A 17,622-nucleotide genomic window follows, 5' to 3' on the forward strand; every position below is an offset into this window, starting at 1 on the left:
GCCGGCGGGGGATGGACGAACCGGCTGCCGGGCCACGCCGGTCGTGGCTTGCGCGGCGCGCTAAGATGGAGCGATGGAACCATCCGACCTCGTCGCGCTCTTCGACCAGCAGGCCGCCGGCTACGACCGGCAATGGGCGAAGACCGCGCCCATTCGCGACTGCCTGTACTTCCTGCTCGAACCGTTGCTCGCCCCGCTTCCGGCCGAGGCCCGCGTGTTGTGCGTGGGAGTGGGCACCGGCCAGGAGATGGCGCACCTGGCGGCGGCCCATCCCGGCTGGTCGTTCACCGCGGTGGAACCTTCCGGCGCGATGCTCGAGGCCTGCCGCCAGCGCGCGGACGCGGACGGATTCGCGACGCGCTGCCGTTTCCACCACGGCTTCCTCGAGACGCTGCCGGCCGATGCCCCCTACGATGCGGCGACCTGCTTCCTGGTCTCGCAGTTCATCACCGCGCGCGCCGAACGGGTGCGGTTCTTCTCGGGCATCGCTTCGCGGCTGCGGCCTGGCGGCCTGCTGGCCAGCACCGACCTGGCCGCCGACACCGCCGCGCCCGGCTACGACGTGCTGCTGCCCGCGTGGCTGCGGATGATGGCCGCCGCCGAGGTGGCGCCCGAGGCGATCGAACGCATCCGGCTCGCCTACTCGACCGACGTGGCGGTGCTGCCGCCGGGACAGGTGGAGGCGATGCTCGCCGACGCCGGGTTCGACGCGCCGACGCGCTTCTTCCAGGCCGGACTGATCCACGGCTGGATCTCGCGCAGGCCCTAGGGCGCCGCCGCGCCGCGGACGCGGCCGGCCTGCACGCGGGCATGAAAAAACCGGCCCTGGGGCCGGTTCTTCATTGCTGCTTGGCGCGCCCGGAAGGATTCGAACCTCCGACCCCCAAGTTCGTAGCCTGGTGCTCTATCCAGCTGAGCTACGGGCGCGTGGCAGAAGCGGAATTGTGCCGACTCGGATGCCCTGTCGTCAATGCATGCCCGACGGATGTCCGCGTTGGCCGGAACTGGCGGAGACTGAGGGATTCGAACCCTCGATGGAGCTTTTGACCCCATACTCCCTTAGCAGGGGAGCCCCTTCGGCCTCTCGGGCAAGTCTCCGGAAAGCTCGTCGTGCGGCGCGGATGCGCTGCACGACAGGGGGCGAAGGATACCGGAGCCGCCACCCGTGCGGCAAATCCTCAGCCCCCCGTGCCCGCGTCGGGCTCGCGCTGGCCTTCGTCGCCCTCGCCGCGGCGGATGCGCTGGTAAATCTCTTCGCGGTGCACGGCCACGTCCTTCGGCGCCGTGATGCCGATGCGCACCTGGTTCCCCTTGACGCCGAGGACGGTCACGGTGACCGAGTCGCCGATCATCAGGGTCTCGCCGACGCGGCGGGTCAGAATCAACATCTTGGAAATCTCCGTTGGCCAGTGGCCAGGTCCTGAAACGCCACCGGCCACAGGCTTCGAACTGCGGCCAACATTCGTTTCAAACTGAACAAACGTGAAGCATGTAGGGGACCGGTCTCCCGGTCAACCGCAACAAGTCATGGCCGGTTCCCACGTCAGCCCGGGCTCAGCTTGCCCGCGACCCACGCTGGAACCTCGGCCAGGGCTTCTTGCAGCCCGGGGCCGTCCTGGCCACCGCCCTGCGCCATGTCGGGCCGTCCGCCGCCCTTGCCACCAATGCGACCGGCGACGAAGCCCACGAGTTCCCCTGCCTTCACGCGCCCCATCACGGCGCCCGCGACCCCGGCCACCAGCGCGACCTTGCCGTCGCTGACGCCCGCGAGCACGATCACCGCGTTCCCCAGTTGCTGCCTCAGGCGGTCCATCGCATCACGCAGCGCCTTGGCGTCCAGCCCTTCCAGGCGCGCTGCCACGACCTTGGCGCCGTCGACGTCGACGGCGCGCTGCGCAAGGTCCGCGGTCGCCCCGCTGGCGGCCTTGGCCTTGTGCAGCTCGATCTCCCGCTCGAGCCGCTTCTGGCGCTCGAGCAGGGCCTTGAGTTTATCAGCGACGTCGGCCGTGGTGCCGCCCAGCAGCCCGGCGGCATCGCGCAGCCGGCGCTCTTCCTGGGCGACGTGGTCCAGCGCGGCCTGCCCGGTGAGCGCCTCGACGCGGCGCACGCCGGCCGACACGCCCCCTTCGGACACCAGCTTGAACAGGCCGATCTCGCCGGTGCGGCCGACGTGGGTGCCGCCGCACAGCTCGACCGAATCGCCCATCGCCACCACCCGCACCCGCTCGCCGTACTTCTCGCCGAACAGGGCGATGGCACCGGCGTCCATCGCTTCCTGCATGCCCATCTCGCGGATCACCACCGGATGGTTGGCGCGGACCTCGGCATTGACCCGGCGCTCGATCTCGGCCAGCTCCTCGGCGGTCACCGGCTGGAAGTGGGAGAAGTCGAAGCGCAGGCGGTCGGGCGCGACCAGCGAGCCCTTCTGCGCGACGTGGGTGCCCAGCAGCCCGCGCAGGGCGCCGTGCAGCAGGTGGGTGGCGCTGTGGTTGAGCACGGTCGCGGCGCGGCGGGCGGCGTCGACGCTGCCGGAGACCGTGTCGCCGCGGCGCAGGACACCGGCCTCGAGCCGGCCCGAGTGGCCGTGGAACTGGCCGGCGAGCTTCTGCGTGTCGGCCACCGCGAAGCGGGTGTCGAGCCCGTGCAGCTCGCCGGTGTCGCCGACCTGGCCGCCGGACTCGCCGTAGAACGGGGTGCGGTCGAGGATCACGATCGCCTCCTCGCCGGCCTGGATCGACTCCACCGGGCGGCCATCGCGCAGGATCGCCAGCACCGACAGGCCCTCGGCCTGGAGACGGTCGTAGCCAAGGAAGGCCGTCGGCTGGAGCTGCGCGACCAGGTCGGCGGGCAACTGCACGCCGCCGCCGAACTTGCCGGCCGCGCGCGCGGTCTCGCGCTGCTTCTCCATCGCCGCGTCGAAACCGGCGGTGTCCACTTCCATCCCGCGTTCGCGGGCGATGTCCTGGGTGAGGTCGAGCGGGAACCCGTAGGTGTCGTAGAGGCGGAACGCGTCCGCGCCCGGGATCACCTTGCCGCCGCTGCGCTCGACGATGTCGTCGAAGATCCGCATGCCGGCGTCGAGGGTCTCGGCGAAGCGCTCCTCTTCGGCCAGCAGCGCCTTCTCCACCAGTTCCTGCTTGGCCGGCAGTTCCGGGTACGCCTCGCCCATCAGGGCCGAGAGCGTGGCCACCAGGCGGTGGAAGAAGGGCTCGCGCGTGCCCAGCATCCAGCCGTGGCGCAGCGCGCGGCGGATGATCCGGCGCAGCACGTAGCCGCGGCCTTCGTTCGACGGCAGCACGCCATCGACCACCAGGAAGCTGCAGGCGCGGATGTGGTCGGCGATCACCCGCAGCGACTTGTTCTGCAGGTCCCGGGTGCCGGTGAGCGCGGCGGCCTCGCCGATCAGGGCCTGGAACAGGTCGATCTCGTAGTTGCTGTGCACGCCCTGGAGCACGGCGGCCAGCCGCTCCAGGCCCATGCCGGTGTCCACGCACGGCGCCGGCAGCGGCACCAGGGTGCCGTCGGGCTGGCGGTCGAACTGCATGAACACCAGGTTCCAGATCTCGATGAAGCGGTCGCCGTCCTCGTCGGGCGAGCCCGGCGGGCCGCCGGCGTAGCCGGGGCCGTGGTCGTAGAAGATCTCGGTGCAGGGGCCGCAGGGGCCGGTGTCGGCCATCTGCCAGAAATTGTCCGAGGCGAACGGCGCACCCTTGTTGTCGCCGATGCGGATAATCCGGTCCCCGGGCAGGCCGACCTGGTCGCGCCAGATCGCGTAGGCCTCGTCGTCGGTGTGGTAGACGGTGGCCAGCAGGCGCTCGGGCGGCAGCTTCCAGACCCCCGTCAGCAGTTCCCAGGCCCAGGCGATGGCTTCCTTCTTGAAATAGTCGCCGAACGACCAGTTGCCCAGCATCTCGAAGAAGGTGTGGTGGCGCGCGGTGTAGCCGACCGAATCGAGGTCGTTGTGCTTGCCGCCGGCGCGCAGGCAGCGCTGGACGTCGGCCGCGCGCGGGTTGGCGCGCTTCTCCGCGCCCAGGAACACGTCCTTGAACTGGACCATGCCCGAGTTGGTGAACAGCAGGGTCGGGTCGTTGGCGGGCACGAGCGGCGCGGAAGGCACGATCTCGTGGCCCTTGCCGCGGAAGAACTCGAGGAATTCGCTGCGGATGCGCGCGGTGGTGTACTGGCTGGACGTGGTCATGACGGGCCTGGGGGACGGCCGGGCGGTCTGGTCCTTCCCGCGACACTCCGACACGAGGCCCATGGCCAGGGCAGACAACCCGGTAAAGCGGCCAGATTAGCAAACCCGCCGCCCGCAGTCGCCGGGGCTGGCCTGTCGCGACGGGCCCGGGCGCGCGTGGCGACTGCCCGCGAGCCGTCCGGCCTGCCCTGCGGGCTAGACGTCCGGGTCGAACGGGTCGAACCGGGTCGCCGCGCGGATGGCCTCGCCGTCGAATCCGCGCCGGGCGAGCAGGTCGGCGGCCTTGCGCCGCTGCGCCAGGTCCCTGGGGCCTTCCTCGCCGAACCGCCGACGCACCAGGTCGCGCGCAAGCTCGATCCAGTCGCCCTCGAACGTTGCCATGGCCAGCTCGATGGCCTCGCCGTCGAGCCCATGGGTGCCGAGTTCGGCGCGGATGTGGCGGGGACCGTAGCCGGCCGAGGCGCGGCTGCGCACCAGCGATTCGGCGAAACGCGCATCGTCCTGCCAGCCGGCCGCGGCCAGTTTCTCCACCGCCGCCCTCGCCTCCTCGGGCTCGACGCCGCGGGCGCCCAGCTTGCGGATCAGTTCCCGGCGCGAGTGCTCGCGCCGGGTCAGCAGGCCGAGCGCGCGCTGGACCGGGGTTTGCGGCTGGCGCGGGCGCCGCCGCTTCGGCGCGTGGTCGCTCATGCCGCCGGGGCGAGCCCGTGCCCACCCACGGGACGGGTCTCGGTGTGCTGGCCGAAGGCGGCGATCAGCGGCTTGCCGCGGGCGATCGCGCCGCGCACCGCGGGCAGCGCCAGCGAGGCGCGGTAGCGCCCGGCACTGTCCCGGCCCTCGGTGATCCACACCACGTCGGGGTTGCCGGGGCCTTCGGCCACCACGTCGCTGAGGCGGCCCGGCGTCGAATCCATGTTCTCGAGCAGGATCGCCACGGTTTCATCGCGCCGGCCCGTCCGGGCCCTGGCGCTTCCGATCAGTCCGTACATCTCCCCGCCCTTCGCGCCCGCGTCCCGGGCCCGTCGGCCATGATCACGCCGACCGCCGCTGCCGGCACGTGGCATCGCGCCGGCCGGGACGCCACGCCGCCGATCCGGAAACACCCCGGCCCACATGCCGCGACCCGTCCCCGGCACGAGGGAGGGTCGCGGGAGGAGGCCGTCCCTGGCCGCGAAGTCCTGACAGGCCTCAGCCGGCGCCGGCACCGGCATCGTCATCCTCGTCGCGCCGCGCTTCGGCAGGCTGGAACTTCTCGCGCAGCTCGGCCTCGAGCTTCTTCGCCAGCTCGGGATTCTCGCGCAGGTAGTTGCGCGCGTTCTCCTTGCCCTGGCCGATGCGCTCGCCGTTGTAGCTGTACCAGGCGCCAGCCTTGTCGACGAGCTTGGCTTCCACGCCCATGTCGATCAGCTCGCCCTCGCGGCTGATGCCCTCGCCGTACAGGATCTCGGTGATCACCTGCTTGAACGGGGGCGCCATCTTGTTCTTGACCACCTTGATCCGGGTCTGGTTGCCGATGATCTCGTCGCCCTTCTTGATCGCGCCGATGCGGCGGATGTCCAGGCGCACCGAGGCGTAGAACTTGAGCGCATTGCCGCCGGTGGTGGTCTCGGGGCTCTGGCCCGGCATCATCACCCCGATCTTCATGCGCAGCTGGTTGATGAAGATCACCATGCAGTTGCTGCGCTTGATGTTGCCGGTGAGCTTGCGCAGGGCCTGGCTCATCAGGCGCGCCTGCAGGCCGGGCAGCTGGTCGCCCATCTCGCCCTCGATCTCGGCCTTGGGCGTGAGCGCGGCCACCGAGTCGACCACCACCACGTCGACCGCGTTCGAGCGCACCAGCATGTCGGCGATCTCCAGCGCCTGCTCGCCGGTGTCGGGCTGGGAGACCAGCAGGTCGTCGATGTTGACCCCCAGCTTCTGCGCGTAGGTCGGGTCGAGCGCGTGCTCGGCATCGATGAACGCGGCGGTGCCGCCGGCCTTCTGGCATTCGGCGATGGTCTGCAGGGTGAGCGTGGTCTTGCCCGAGGACTCGGGACCGTAGATCTCGATCACGCGGCCCTTGGGCAGGCCACCGATGCCCAGCGCCATGTCCAGCATCAGCGAACCGGTACCGACGACCTCGGCCGGTTCGACGCTGCCGTCGCCCATGCGCATCACCGAGCCCTTGCCGAACTGCTTCTCGATCTGGCTCAGGGCCGCGGAAAGGGCGCGCTTCTTGTTCTCGTCCATCGTGCTGGTCCTTGTCATGTTGAATTCGTGTTGGATGCATCCTTGCAGGCGCCCATCGCAAAAGCTGCGACGTGGGCGCCACGGCCGATCCTGGCGCCGCCCGGGCGGTGCGGCTGCCGGGCCAGGACGGCGGGCGCCGTGGGAAAACCCCGCACGGCGGTCACCGGTTTGGCCTCACCAGGCCGCAGTACAGGCCCTCGATGGCGAAGTCCTGGTCGGGCAGCACCTCGATCGGGGCGTGGTCGGGGTTGCGCGGCAGCAGCCGGATGCGGTCCTTGCCGATCTTCAGCAGCTTCACGGTGATGGCATCGTCCACCCGCGCCACCACGATCTGGCCGCTGCGCGCGTCGCGGGTGCGGTGCACGCCGATCAGGTCGCCGTCGAAGATGCCCTCGTCGATCATCGAGTCGCCCTTGACCTTGAGCAGGTAGTCGGGTGCCGGCGAGAACAGCACGCGGTCGAGCACGACGAAGTCGTCCGAGCCGATGTCGGCGCCGATCGGCAACCCCGCCGCCACCTGCCCGAGCACCGGCAGACGCAGGGCGTCGTCGTTGCCGGACGGCAGGTCCAGCGGCCGCTGCGCGGTGGCGACCGGCCGGGTCAGGCGGATGCCGCGGGCACGGCCCGGGACCCGCTCGATCGCGCCGGCGGACTCCAGCGCCTCGAGGTGGTACTGGGCGGCGCGGACGCTGCTGAAGCCGAGGGCCCGGGCGATCTCGGCCTGCGAGGGCGGCACGCCCTCGGCCTCGATCCGCTCCGCGATCAGTTCGAGGATGGCCTGCTGGGTATCGGTCAGCGTCATGATTAGTAGTAATACTACTAACCGGCGCCCCGCGCAACCGCCCCGTCCTATTTCCGGCGCCCGCCCCGCCAGATCGAGAACAGCACCCAGAGCCCGCCCGCCGCAGCGCCGATGAAGCCGATCGTGCCCAGCACCCGCAGCCCGCTGCTGCTCACCCCGCCGGCGCTGTTGAGCACGATCGAGGAGCCGACGATCAGGGCCGCGGTCACCACGCCCAGGGTCAGCCGGCTCACCGCGCGGTCGACCTGGTCGCCGAAGGCCTTGAGCGCGTCCACCTCCACCTGCACCCGCATCCGCCCGCGCCGGGCCGCGCGCAGCAGGCGGTGCAGGTCGCGCGGCATGTCGCGCAGCAGGTCGAAGGCGTTGAGGGCCGCGCGCCTGCCGCGCCGGGCCAGCATCGACGGCCGGTAGCGCGCCAGCAGGGCGCGCTCCAGGAACGGCCGCGCCTCGGTGGCCATGTCGAAGTCCGGGTCGAGGCGGCGGCCCAGGCCCTCCAGGGTCAGGAAGGTCTTGATCATCAGCGCCAGGTCCGGCGGCAGGACCAGTGCGTGGCTGCGCAGGATCGCGGCCACGTCGCCGAGCATCGCCCCGATCCGCAGGTCCTTCAGCGGCACCCCGCGGTACTGGGCGACGAAACGTTCGACCGCTTCCTGCAGGCGCGCCTCGTCGATGTCGGGGTTGTCGCCGGTCCATTCGACCAGCACGTCGGCCACCGCCTCGGCGTCCTGGTCCACCAGCCCGTGCAGCAGGCGCACGATCTGGAACCGGCGTGGCTCGGACACGTGGCCGACCATGCCGAAGTCGATCACCCCGATCGCGCCGCCGGGCATGTAGAAGATGTTGCCGGGGTGCGGGTCGGCGTGGAAGAAGCCGTCCTCGAGCACCATCTTGAGCACGATCCCGGCCCCCGTGCGTGCCAGCTCCGCGCGGTCGAGCCCGGCGGCGTCCACTGCCGCCAGGTCATTGCCGGGAATGCCCTCCAGCCGTTCCTGGACGTTGAGCCGCTCGCTGGTCCACTGCCAGTAGACCTTCGGCACCACCATCCGCGGATCGCCCTGGAAGTTGCGCGCGACGCGCTCGGCGTTGCGGCATTCGGCGGCGAAATCGAGCTCGCGCAGCAGCGACGCGGCGAACTGCCGAAGCATCTCCGCCGGATGGAACCGGGCCAGCTCCGGCATCTGCTTCTCGACGATCACCGCCACGTGGCGCAGCAGGCGCAGGTCGGCTTCGACCACCTCGCGGATGCCCGGCCGCCGCACCTTGAGCACCACCGCGGTGCCGTCGTGCAGGCGCGCGGCATGGGCCTGCGCCAGCGAGGCCGCCGCCATCGGCACGTGCGCGAGTTCGGCGAACACGCTATCGGGATCGGCGCCGAGGTCCTCCTCCAGCTGCGGGCGGACCCGTTCGAAGTCCACTGCCGGAACCGCGTTCTGCAGCGCCGAGAGCTCCTCGATCCAGCGCGGCGGCAGCAGGTCGACGCGGGTGGCGAGCACCTGCCCGAGCTTGACGTAGGTCGGGCCCAGGTCCTGCAGGGCGGCACGCACGCGTGCGGCGGTGTCGAGCTGCAGCAGGCCCGCTTCCACCGCGTGCCAGTGCACCAGCCGCCCCGCCCGCTCCAGCGCGCCGGCCAGGCCGATGCGGCGGGCCACGTCGCCGAAGCCGTAGCGCACCAGGACCCGCGCGATCTCCTGCAGGCGCCCGAGGTCGCGGACCGTGCCCAGCGCCTCCCACATCAGCCTGCGCCCCCGGCCGCCATCGCCGCTACTCCAGCACGCGCCCGACGCCCGCCAGCGCGGCGGCCACGGTCTGCCGGCGCACCGCCTCGCGGTCGCCGGCGAAGTGGAACAGCTCGGCGCGGGCGTAGTCGCCGCGGCGCTTCCACGCGATCCAGACCGTGCCGACCGGCTTGTCCGGGCTGCCGCCGCCGGGGCCGGCGATCCCGGTCACCGCCACCGCCACCGTGGCGCCCGAATGCACCAGCGCGCCGGAGACCATCTCGATCGCGGTCTCGCGGCTGACCGCACCGTGGACCTCGAGCGTGTTCGGATGCACGCCCAGCATCGCCTGCTTGGCCTCGTAGCTGTACACCGCCATGCCGCAGTCGAACCACTCCGACGAGCCGGCGATGTCGGTCACCACCTTCGAGATCCAGCCGCCGGTGCAGCTTTCCGCGGTCGCCAGCATGTGGCGGCCGGCGCGCAGCCGTTCGCCCACGTCCACCGCGATGCGGTGCAGCGCCTGGTCGTCGGGAACCTGTGTGGCCATGGGCATCGCCGGGACGGGAGGGTCCATTGTCTCCCAAGATCGCGGCGCTGTCGGCAGGGGGTCGCGGGCCGGTGGGCGGCCCGTCGCGGGGCGCGGTCGGCTCGCCGCCGCGGACCCGGCCTGCCCGGCGCCATGCAGCGGCGGAGCGCGAAAAAAGCCCGCCCACCTCCCGGTGCGCGGGCGGGACCGGTCGCCTGCGCCTCAGTAGCGCACGCGCAGGGTCATGCCGTACATGCGCGGCGCGCCCAGGAACGCGTTGTACGTGTTGAACGGGTTGCCCGGATCCGGGAACAACGCCTGCAGCGGGCCGTCGAAGCCGACCTGGACGTATTCGGTGTCGGTGATGTTGGTGCCCCACAGCTCCAGCATCCAGCGACCGTCGCTGCGGCCGATGCCCAGGCGCGCGTTGACGATGCTGTAACCGTCCTGCTCCTTCTCCACGTCCAGGTCCGAGCCGGTGTTGTAGTCGCCCATGAACTTGGCGCCGATGTTGAACCGGCCCACCAGGTTCGAGGCCATGTCCCATTCGTAGGTCACCGAGGCCGAGCCCGACCACTCCGGGGCGAACGGCATGGTCGAGCCGGGCAGCTTGTACAGCGCGCCGGACTGGCTGGCCGGCGTGCGCTCGACGAAGTCGCCGCCCGGGATGTCGTCGCCGAAGGTCGTGTCGGCGTACATCAGCCCGCCCTGCAGCATCAGGCCGGGCACGGCGGCCGGCTGCCACAGCAGTTCGGCGTCCAGGCCCGATGAGGTCACTTCGGGGATCGAGCGGACCACGAAGCTGGTGCCCAGGAAGCTGTTGAGCTGGAAGTCCTCGTATTCCTGGTGGAACAGGGTCGCGTTCAGCACCAGGCTGCCGCCGGCCCAGTTGGTCTTGGCACCGAGCTCGTAGCTGTCGACGAACTCGGCCGGGAACGAGGTGTCCACCACCGGCTGGATGCCCGCGCCGCTGATCGACCGGCCGTCGGACGACTGCACCCGGTCGAGGTTGAAGCCGCCGCCCTTGTAGCCGCGCGCGGCCGAGACGTAGGTCATCACGTTCTCGTTCCAGCGATAGGCCGCCTTGAGCGTGCCCGACCACTCCTTCTCTTCGCTGTCCTGGAAGGTATCGCCGCCGAGCAGGTTGCCGTTGGCGTCGCGCCGCATCACGTGCAGCGGGTTGGTCCAGGGCAGGCAGCTGTAGCCGACGATCTGTTGCGCAGCGCCGCCGATGATCGCGGCGCGGGTGTCGGCGTCCAGCATCGCCAGCCCGGGAATCCTCTGCATCAACGCACCGCCCACGCGCGCGGCCGGGTCGGCCAGCATCGCGCCGCAGCCGACGCTGCCGTTGGGGTTGCTGTAGCGCGAGGCCAGCTCCTTGTCCTCGCGCGTGTAGCGCAGGCCCAAGGTCACATCGAGCGCATCGGTGGCGTGCCAGGTGTTGTTGGTGAACAGCGCCAGGCTCTTCGCGTTCTGGTGGTAGCGGTCGTGCGCCCCCAGGCCGGCGAAGTTGGTCCCGAACGGCTGGCCGCTGACCTGCGACAGGAACAGGTGCGGGTCGTCCATGTCGACCGGCATCGGCGCGAGCTGCGCGGCCAGGCTGCCCAGCACCAGCTGGGTGATCAGGGTCGAGACATAGGGCTCGTACTGGGCGCCGACGCGGTAGGTCTCGGTGCGGTCGAGGTCCTCGTCGGAGTAGAACAGGCCCACCATCCAGTCAACCCGGTCGGTCGAGCCGGTCAGCCGGAGTTCCTGGCTGAAGGTCCTGAAGCCGGTGAACGATTCGTCCTCGCTCGGGTTGCGGTAGAGGACGTCGGCCGTGCTGAAGTCGTAGTCCAGGCCGTTGATCGACTGCCAGTCGCGCAGGCCGGTGATCGAGGTCACGGTGGCGTCGCCGGCCCAGCCGGTGTTCCAGTTGATCTCGAGCGAGACGCCCTTGTCCTTGATGTCCTGGGTGGTGGGCCGGTTGCTGTAGGCCACCCGGTCGAACGGATCGGAACCCGGCAGGGCCACCGCCGGCCGGCCGCCGTTCACCGCGGCGAGCACCAGGGCGCTGCTGCCCACCACCGTCTGCACCGCGGTGCAGCAGTTCTCCTCGCGGCTGGTGTAGTCGGCCGAGAACAGGATGTCGAGCGAATCGGCCGGCTCGAACAGGAGCTTGCCGCGCAGGGTGTGGAAGTTCTGGTCGTAATCGTCGGCTTCCGCGCGCGGTCCCGCGCCGCGCTCGACGTGCATCCAGCCGTCGCGCTCGCGCTTGGCCGCGTAGATGCTGAAGGCGGCGTTCTCGCCAAGGGCGTCGTTGTAGCTGCCGGCCAGGCCGGTTGCCCCGTAGTTGCCGACGGTGACCTCGCCCTCCACGCTCTGGGTGTAGCTCGGGCGGCGGGTGACCACGTTGATCACGCCGGCCGAGGTGTTCTTGCCGAACACCGTGCCCTGCGGGCCCTTGAGCACCTCGATCCGCTCGACCTGGCCCAGGTCGCCGAAGCCGACGCTGTTACGCGGCCGGTACACGCCGTCGATGACGATACCCACCGACGACTCCAGGCCGACGTTGTCGCCGACCGTGCCGATGCCGCGGATGCGCGCGGTGGTGATCGCCTCGCTCTGGGTGCTGGTGACGGTCAGGCCGGGCACCAGGATCTGCATGTCCTTGATGTCGCGCACGCCGGTGTCCTGCAGCAACTGCTCGTCCAGCGCGGTTACCGAGATCGGCACGTCCTGCAGCGCTTCCTCGCGCTTTTGCGCGGTCACCGTGAGGGTGGCCAGGGTCTTCGCTTCGTCCTGCCGCTGCCCCTCCGCGGACTCCTGGGCGAACGCCGGCACGGCCAGGGAGGCGATCGCCGAGAGCACCGCGATGGCCAGGGTATTGCGCTGTGGATGGCGTGCAGCCATGTGTGGTCCCCCCAATGATGAATGGCAAGACGTGGATACGACGCAGCCCCTTGGCCCGTACTCCGGGACTCGGGACGGATCGGCCCGCGTGGGGGGACTGGCCGCTGTCCGTCATGACAGTTGCGAACGAAAACCTAACACAAATCCCCGGTTTGGGAAGGGCCGTCCGGGCGTCCTGCGCCCGGCGCTCCGGCAGGCGCCCGCCGGAGGCGACCGCGGTGGCGACCTTGCCACCGCGTTCGCCGGCGCCACTTTCGACGGCCGCCCCCCGCCGGCGCACAATAGCGTCCGTGAACGCCAGCCCCCCCACCGTACGACCGCCCGCCGCCCCCCAACGCCCCCGCCGGGACACGCGCCTGGCCGAGGACTGGGAACGGCGCCTGGGCGCGGTCGCGCCCGTGCGTGGGCTGCTGGAGGAGATCCGCGCCGACGGCCTGGCCGTGCTCGCCGACCACTTCTACGGCGACATGCTCGACGACCCCCGCGCCGCCCGCTACCTCAGCCCGGAACAGGTGCGCGAACGGCTCAAGCCGTCCCTGCAGCGCTGGCTGCGCGACCTGCTGGCCGCCGGCATCGGGGACCTGGACACCCTGTACGCCCAGCAGCAGCACGTCGGCCACGTACACGCCCGCATCGGGGTCCCGGTGGACCTGGTCTACCGCGGCGGCCGCATGCTCAAGGACGGACTGCGCGCGGCGATCCGTGCCCGGGCCGACGGCGAAGCCGCGGCGCTGGAGGCGATCGAAGCGGTCGACAGCCTGCTCGACATCGCCTTCGAGACCATGACCCGCGCCTATGCCCGCTCGCGCGAGGACGCCGGAGCGGTCGACGGGTCGTTCCGGCTGTTCTCGCTGATCCAGAACATCGGCACCGAGCGCGAGCGCCAGCGCGCCTTGCTGCTGGCCTGGGAGAACGCGGTCCTGTACGCGCTGACCGCCGAGCAGCCCGGCCCGACCCAGGCCCTGCTGATCAGCCGCTCGGAGTTCGGCCTGTGGTTCCTGCACAAGGGCCTGGCCAGCTTCGGCGACACCGCCGAGACGCGCGAGGTGGCCGCCATCTCCGGCCGCATCGACCAGGCCCTGCACGAACGCCTGCCCGGCGCCGACGCGGCCGCGCGGCGCGCCCTGCTGGAGGACCTGCGTGCCTGGGCCGAGGAGATCCGCAGCCTGGTGGGGATGCTGTTCGAGGGCATCGGCGACCTCGAGTCGGGCCGCGACGCGCTCACCCGCCTGCTCAACCGCCGCTTCCTGCCGACCATCCTGCGGCGCGAAATCTCGCTGCACGCCAACACCGGCCGCCAGTTCGCGGTGCTGATGCTGGACCTGGACCACTTCAAGGCCATCAACGACACCCACGGCCACGAGACCGGCGATCGCGCCCTGCAGCACGTGGCCGCCCTGCTGGTCGACAACACCCGCGGCAGCGACTACCTGTTCCGCTACGGCGGCGAGGAGTTCGTGGTGGTCCTGGGCTCGGTGGGCGAGACCGAGGCGCTGGGTATCGCCGAAGGCCTGCGCCGCGCGATCGCCGAGTCGCCGCTGACGCTCGCCGACGGCGGCCGGCTGGACCTGACCGCCAGCATCGGCGTGGCCCTGCAGGACGGCCATCCCGACTACGAGCGCGTGCTGGCGCGCGCCGACGCGGCCATGTACCAGGCCAAGCGCGGGGGTCGCGACCGGGTGGTGCTGGCCGTCAAGGGCATGCCCGAGCCGCCGGGCGCGCGCGCGTTGCGCTACTGACCTGCCCGCGCCGGCGCGCCGGCATACACTTGTCGCTTCCGTCCTTCCCTTCCGCCGAGGCCGTCTCGTTGCAGCGCCCCGACCCCGACCGTTCCCCGACCCCGGGCAAGGCCACCGAACACACGCCGCTGATGCGCCAGTACTTCGCCGCCAAGGCGGAGCATCCGGACGTGTTGCTGTTCTTCCGGATGGGCGACTTCTACGAACTCTTCTACGACGACGCGCGCAAGGCCGCGCGGCTGCTGGACATTACCCTCACCCAGCGCGGCAGCTCCGGTGGGCAGCCGATCCCGATGGCGGGCGTGCCGCACCATTCCGCCGAAGGCTACCTGGCGCGCCTGGTGGCGCTGGGCGAGTCGGTGGCGATCTGCGAGCAGATCGGCGACCCGGCCACCAGCAAGGGCCTGGTCGAGCGCAAGGTGGTGCGGATCGTCACCCCCGGCACGGTCACCGACGAGGCCCTGCTCCACGAGCGCCGCGACACCCTGCTGCTGGGGCTGGCGCGCGGCAAGTCCGGATACGGCCTGGCCTGGGCCGATCTGGCCGGCGGGCGTTTCCTGGTCAACGAAGTCGCCACCGACGAGCAGCTCGAAGCCGAGTTCGCGCGCCTGGAGCCGGCCGAGGTGCTGCTGCCCGACGAGGAAGGCTGGCCGGCGTTCCTGGCCGATCGCAGCGGCGTGCGTCGGCGCCCGCCGTGGCTGTTCGATCCCGATTCGTCGCGGCGCCAGCTGCTGCGCTTCTTCGGCCTGCACGACCTGTCCGGCTTCGGCATCGAGGACAGGCCGCTGGCGGTGGCCGCGGCCGGCGCGCTGCTGGGCTACGTCGAGGAGACCCAGAAGCAGCGCCTGCCGCACCTGACCTCGATCGCGGTCGAGAGCGGCGACGGTGCGATCGCGATGAACGCGGCCACCCGCCGCCACCTCGAACTCGATACCCGGGTCGACGGCGAGACCCGCCACACCCTGCTCGGCGTGCTCGACTCCACCGTCTCGCCGATGGGCGGGCGCCTGCTGCGCCGCTGGCTGCACCGGCCGCTGCGCGACCGCGAGGTGCTGCGCCTGCGCCACGACGCGGTCGCGACCCTGGTCGACCACCGCGCCGACGAGGCGCTGCGCGAGCGATTCCGCGCGCTCGGCGACCTCGAGCGCATCCTCTCGCGCATCGCCCTGCGTTCGGCGCGGCCGCGCGACCTGTCCACGCTGCGCGACGGCCTGGCCATGCTGCCGGCGCTGCGCGAGGTGCTGGCGCCGCTGGATTCGCCGCGCCTGCGCGAACTCTCGGAGCAGATCGGCGAGCACGCGGCCGAGGCCCACCTGCTGGCCCAGGCCCTGGTCGAGCAGCCGCCGGTGCTGGCGCGCGACGGCGGCGTGTTCGCCGATGGCTACGACGCCGAGCTCGACGAACTGCGCCAGCTCAGCAGCAGCGCCGACCGCTTCCTGGTGGAACTGGAGGCGCGCGAGCGCGAGGCCACCGGGATCCCGACCCTCAAGGTCGGCTACAACCGCGTGCACGGCTACTTCATCGAGATCAGCAAGGGCCAGTCGGCGAAGGCGCCCGCGCACTACACCCGGCGCCAGACCCTGACCGGCGCCGAGCGCTACATCACCGAAGAGCTCAAGCAGTTCGAGGACAAGGTGCTCTCGGCGCGCGAGCGCGCCCTGGCCCGCGAGCGGCTGCTGTACGAACAGCTGCTCGACGCGCTGAACGCCAGGCTCGAGCCGCTGCGCCGCTGCGCGGCGGCGCTGAGCGAGCTCGACGTGCTGGCCGCCTTCGCCGAGCGCGCCCAGTCGCTGGACTGGTCGCGCCCGCTGCTCACCGCCGAGCCCGGCATCCGCATCGAGCGCGGCCGCCACCCGGTGGTCGAGGCGGTGCGCGAGGAACCCTTCGAACCCAACGACCTGGTGCTCGGCGAGGACCGCCGCATGCTGGTGATCACCGGCCCGAACATGGGCGGCAAGAGCACCTACATGCGCCAGAACGCGCTGATCGTGCTGCTCGCCCACATCGGCAGCTTCGTGCCGGCGGCGTGCGCGGAGATCGGCCCGATCGACCGCATCCTCACCCGCATCGGCGCCGGCGACGACCTCGCCAGGGGCCAGTCGACCTTCATGGTCGAGATGGCCGAGACCAGCTACATCCTGCACCACGCCACCGACCAGTCGCTGGTGCTGATGGACGAGATCGGACGCGGCACCTCGACCTACGACGGCCTGGCCCTGGCCGAGGCCTGCGCCCGCCACCTCGCCGCGCGCAACCGCAGCTACACGCTGTTCGCCACCCACTACTTCGAGCTGACGTCGCTGGCCACGCCCGGCAGCGGCATCGCCAACGTGCACCTGGACGCGGTCGAGCACCACGACGCGAACGGCAACGACGTGCTGGTGTTCATGCACGCGGTCAAGGACGGCCCCGCCAACCGCAGCTTCGGCCTGCAGGTGGCGGCGCTGGCGGGGCTGCCGAAGGCGGTGATCCGCGATGCGCGGGCGCGGCTGGCCGAGCTCGAGCAGCGGTCGCAGGACTCGCCGCCGGCCGCGCCGCTGTCGCCGGAGCGGATCGAGGAGCCGCAGCAGTTCGGGCTGTTCCAGTCGTCCTCGGCCGCGCTCGACGCACTGGCGGCGATCGATCCCGACGAGCTGACCCCGAAACAGGCGCTGGAGGCGCTGTACCGGCTCAAGGCCCTGGCCTGAGCCGGACCCCGGCGTTCCCGGCGGAGATCGGGCCGCCGGCGGCGGCGCGGGCCCGATCGTCCGGGCACGGTGCGTCCCGCCCGCGCCAGCGTGGCGCCTGCGGCCGGTGCCCGGCACGAGGACCCCTGGCGCCTTCCGGGCGGAGCGAAGCGCTACAGTAGGCGCCCCGCGCAGCGCGCGCGTCCCCGGAGAAGTGCGATGTCCAGTTCCCTGACCGAGCAGCTGTTCCAGCAACTCCAGGGCGCGCCGCTGCAGCAGATCGCGCAGCAGCTGGGCGCCGGGCAGGACCAGACCGCCACCGCCGTGGGCGCCGCGCTGCCCCTGCTGCTCGGCGCGCTCGGCCGCAATGCCAGCCAGCCGCAGGGGGCCGAGGCGCTGTTCGGCGCACTGCAGAAGGATTTCTCCGGCGCCGGCGACCTCGGCGGCCTGCTCGGCGCCGTGCTCGGCGGCGCGCAGTCGCGGCAGACCAACGGCGCCGGCATCCTCGGCCACGTGCTCGGTGGCCAGCTGCCGCGCGCGGAGGCCGGCCTCGGCCAGGCCACCGGCCTGGGCAACGACAAGGCCGGGCAGCTGATGCGCATCCTCGCGCCGATCGTGCTGGCCTTCCTCGCCCGCCAGGTGTTCCAGGGCAAGGGCGAGGCGCAGGCGGCCGATCCCCAGGCGCTGGGCTCGATCCTGGGCCGTGAACAGCAGCAGGTCCGCCAGCAGGGCGGCCTCGGCGGCGGGCTGCTGGGCGCGGTGCTCGACCAGGACGGCGACGGCGAACTCGGCCTCGGCGACCTGCTGAAGATCGGCGGCGGACTGCTGGGGGGCAAGCGCTGAATCGGATGTCGA

At 71.6% G+C, this 17,622-nt stretch carries 13 protein-coding genes and 2 tRNA genes; 4 read left to right on the forward strand and 11 right to left on the reverse strand.

Going from position 1 to position 17,622, the window contains the following annotated elements; translation table 11 throughout:
* Positions 1–73 precede the first annotated feature (73 nt).
* On the forward strand, positions 74–769 hold the full coding sequence (locus tag FQY79_RS01515) for a class I SAM-dependent methyltransferase (RefSeq protein WP_146310095.1): 696 nt from the start codon (positions 74–76) through the stop codon (positions 767–769).
* 81 nt (positions 770–850) lie between these two features.
* On the opposite strand, the gene FQY79_RS01520 is transcribed toward FQY79_RS01515, so the two are convergent.
* The 11 genes from FQY79_RS01520 to FQY79_RS01570 form a co-directional block, all read right to left on the reverse strand.
* Positions 851–927 (reverse strand) — tRNA-Arg (locus FQY79_RS01520).
* 78 nt (positions 928–1,005) lie between these two features.
* A tRNA-Ser gene (locus FQY79_RS01525) sits at positions 1,006–1,098 on the reverse strand.
* Positions 1,099–1,178: 80 nt separating this feature from the next.
* Entirely contained in the window at positions 1,179–1,388 is a 210-nt protein-coding gene (gene csrA, locus FQY79_RS01530) for a carbon storage regulator CsrA (protein WP_146310097.1), read from the reverse strand.
* A 155-nt stretch (positions 1,389–1,543) separates the two neighbouring features.
* The gene (alaS, locus tag FQY79_RS01535) at positions 1,544–4,198 is read right to left on the reverse strand and encodes an alanine--tRNA ligase (protein WP_146310099.1); all 2,655 of its coding nucleotides are present in this window, start codon (positions 4,196–4,198) and stop codon (positions 1,544–1,546) included.
* Between the two features lie 195 nt (positions 4,199–4,393).
* Positions 4,394–4,885 (reverse strand): recombination regulator RecX, encoded by a 492-nt coding sequence (gene recX, locus FQY79_RS01540; RefSeq protein WP_146310101.1) that lies wholly within the window; start codon positions 4,883–4,885, stop codon positions 4,394–4,396.
* On the reverse strand, positions 4,882–5,130 hold the full coding sequence (locus tag FQY79_RS01545) for an antibiotic biosynthesis monooxygenase (protein ID WP_246122966.1): 249 nt from the start codon (positions 5,128–5,130) through the stop codon (positions 4,882–4,884). Before FQY79_RS01545 ends, recX begins: the two co-directional genes overlap by 4 nt.
* 253 nt (positions 5,131–5,383) lie before the next feature.
* Positions 5,384–6,424 carry a recombinase RecA gene (recA, locus tag FQY79_RS01550; protein WP_186759732.1) on the reverse strand — a complete coding sequence of 347 codons (1,041 nt, stop codon included), beginning with the start codon at positions 6,422–6,424 and terminating at the stop codon, positions 5,384–5,386.
* A gap of 160 nt (positions 6,425–6,584) precedes the next feature.
* The gene (gene lexA, locus FQY79_RS01555) at positions 6,585–7,226 is read right to left on the reverse strand and encodes a transcriptional repressor LexA (RefSeq protein WP_146310107.1); all 642 of its coding nucleotides are present in this window, start codon (positions 7,224–7,226) and stop codon (positions 6,585–6,587) included.
* 47 nt (positions 7,227–7,273) lie between these two features.
* The gene (locus FQY79_RS01560) at positions 7,274–8,959 is read right to left on the reverse strand and encodes an ABC1 kinase family protein (RefSeq protein WP_146310109.1); all 1,686 of its coding nucleotides are present in this window, start codon (positions 8,957–8,959) and stop codon (positions 7,274–7,276) included.
* A gap of 28 nt (positions 8,960–8,987) precedes the next feature.
* Complete coding sequence (locus FQY79_RS01565; protein WP_425463163.1) at positions 8,988–9,491, reverse strand: CinA family protein; 504 nt, start codon at positions 9,489–9,491, stop codon at positions 8,988–8,990.
* Between the two features lie 201 nt (positions 9,492–9,692).
* Positions 9,693–12,362: a TonB-dependent receptor gene (locus FQY79_RS01570; RefSeq protein WP_146310112.1), complete on the reverse strand. Its 2,670-nt coding sequence runs from the start codon at positions 12,360–12,362 to the stop codon at positions 9,693–9,695.
* 290 nt (positions 12,363–12,652) lie between these two features.
* On the opposite strand from FQY79_RS01570, the gene FQY79_RS01575 reads away from it, so the two are divergent.
* From FQY79_RS01575 to FQY79_RS01585, 3 genes are all read left to right on the forward strand, one after another.
* The gene (locus FQY79_RS01575; RefSeq protein ID WP_246122967.1) at positions 12,653–14,101 is read left to right on the forward strand and encodes a GGDEF domain-containing protein; all 1,449 of its coding nucleotides are present in this window, start codon (positions 12,653–12,655) and stop codon (positions 14,099–14,101) included.
* Positions 14,102–14,232: 131 nt separating this feature from the next.
* Positions 14,233–16,788: a DNA mismatch repair protein MutS gene (gene mutS / locus FQY79_RS01580; RefSeq protein ID WP_146310803.1), complete on the forward strand. Its 2,556-nt coding sequence runs from the start codon at positions 14,233–14,235 to the stop codon at positions 16,786–16,788.
* Positions 16,789–16,986: 198 nt separating this feature from the next.
* Positions 16,987–17,610: a DUF937 domain-containing protein gene (locus FQY79_RS01585; protein WP_146310116.1), complete on the forward strand. Its 624-nt coding sequence runs from the start codon at positions 16,987–16,989 to the stop codon at positions 17,608–17,610.
* Positions 17,611–17,622 lie beyond the last annotated feature (12 nt).

Source organism: Luteimonas wenzhouensis, from assembly GCF_007859305.1.
In the GTDB taxonomy this organism is placed as follows: Bacteria; Pseudomonadota; Gammaproteobacteria; order Xanthomonadales; family Xanthomonadaceae; genus Luteimonas; species Luteimonas wenzhouensis.

Coding starts and splice junctions, on each gene's coding strand:
- FQY79_RS01560 (WP_146310109.1), bottom strand. CDS start 8,959: ATGTGGGAGGCGCTGGGCACGGTCCGCGACCTCGGGCGCCTGCAGGAG.
- recX (WP_146310101.1), bottom strand. CDS start 4,885: ATGAGCGACCACGCGCCGAAGCGGCGGCGCCCGCGCCAGCCGCAAACC.
- FQY79_RS01585 (WP_146310116.1), top strand. CDS start 16,987: ATGTCCAGTTCCCTGACCGAGCAGCTGTTCCAGCAACTCCAGGGCGCG.
- lexA (WP_146310107.1), bottom strand. CDS start 7,226: ATGACGCTGACCGATACCCAGCAGGCCATCCTCGAACTGATCGCGGAG.
- recA (WP_186759732.1), bottom strand. CDS start 6,424: ATGGACGAGAACAAGAAGCGCGCCCTTTCCGCGGCCCTGAGCCAGATC.
- csrA (WP_146310097.1), bottom strand. CDS start 1,388: ATGTTGATTCTGACCCGCCGCGTCGGCGAGACCCTGATGATCGGCGAC.
- FQY79_RS01565 (WP_425463163.1), bottom strand. CDS start 9,491: ATGGCCACACAGGTTCCCGACGACCAGGCGCTGCACCGCATCGCGGTG.
- alaS (WP_146310099.1), bottom strand. CDS start 4,198: ATGACCACGTCCAGCCAGTACACCACCGCGCGCATCCGCAGCGAATTC.
- mutS (WP_146310803.1), top strand. CDS start 14,233: ATGCGCCAGTACTTCGCCGCCAAGGCGGAGCATCCGGACGTGTTGCTG.
- FQY79_RS01515 (WP_146310095.1), top strand. CDS start 74: ATGGAACCATCCGACCTCGTCGCGCTCTTCGACCAGCAGGCCGCCGGC.
- FQY79_RS01570 (WP_146310112.1), bottom strand. CDS start 12,362: ATGGCTGCACGCCATCCACAGCGCAATACCCTGGCCATCGCGGTGCTC.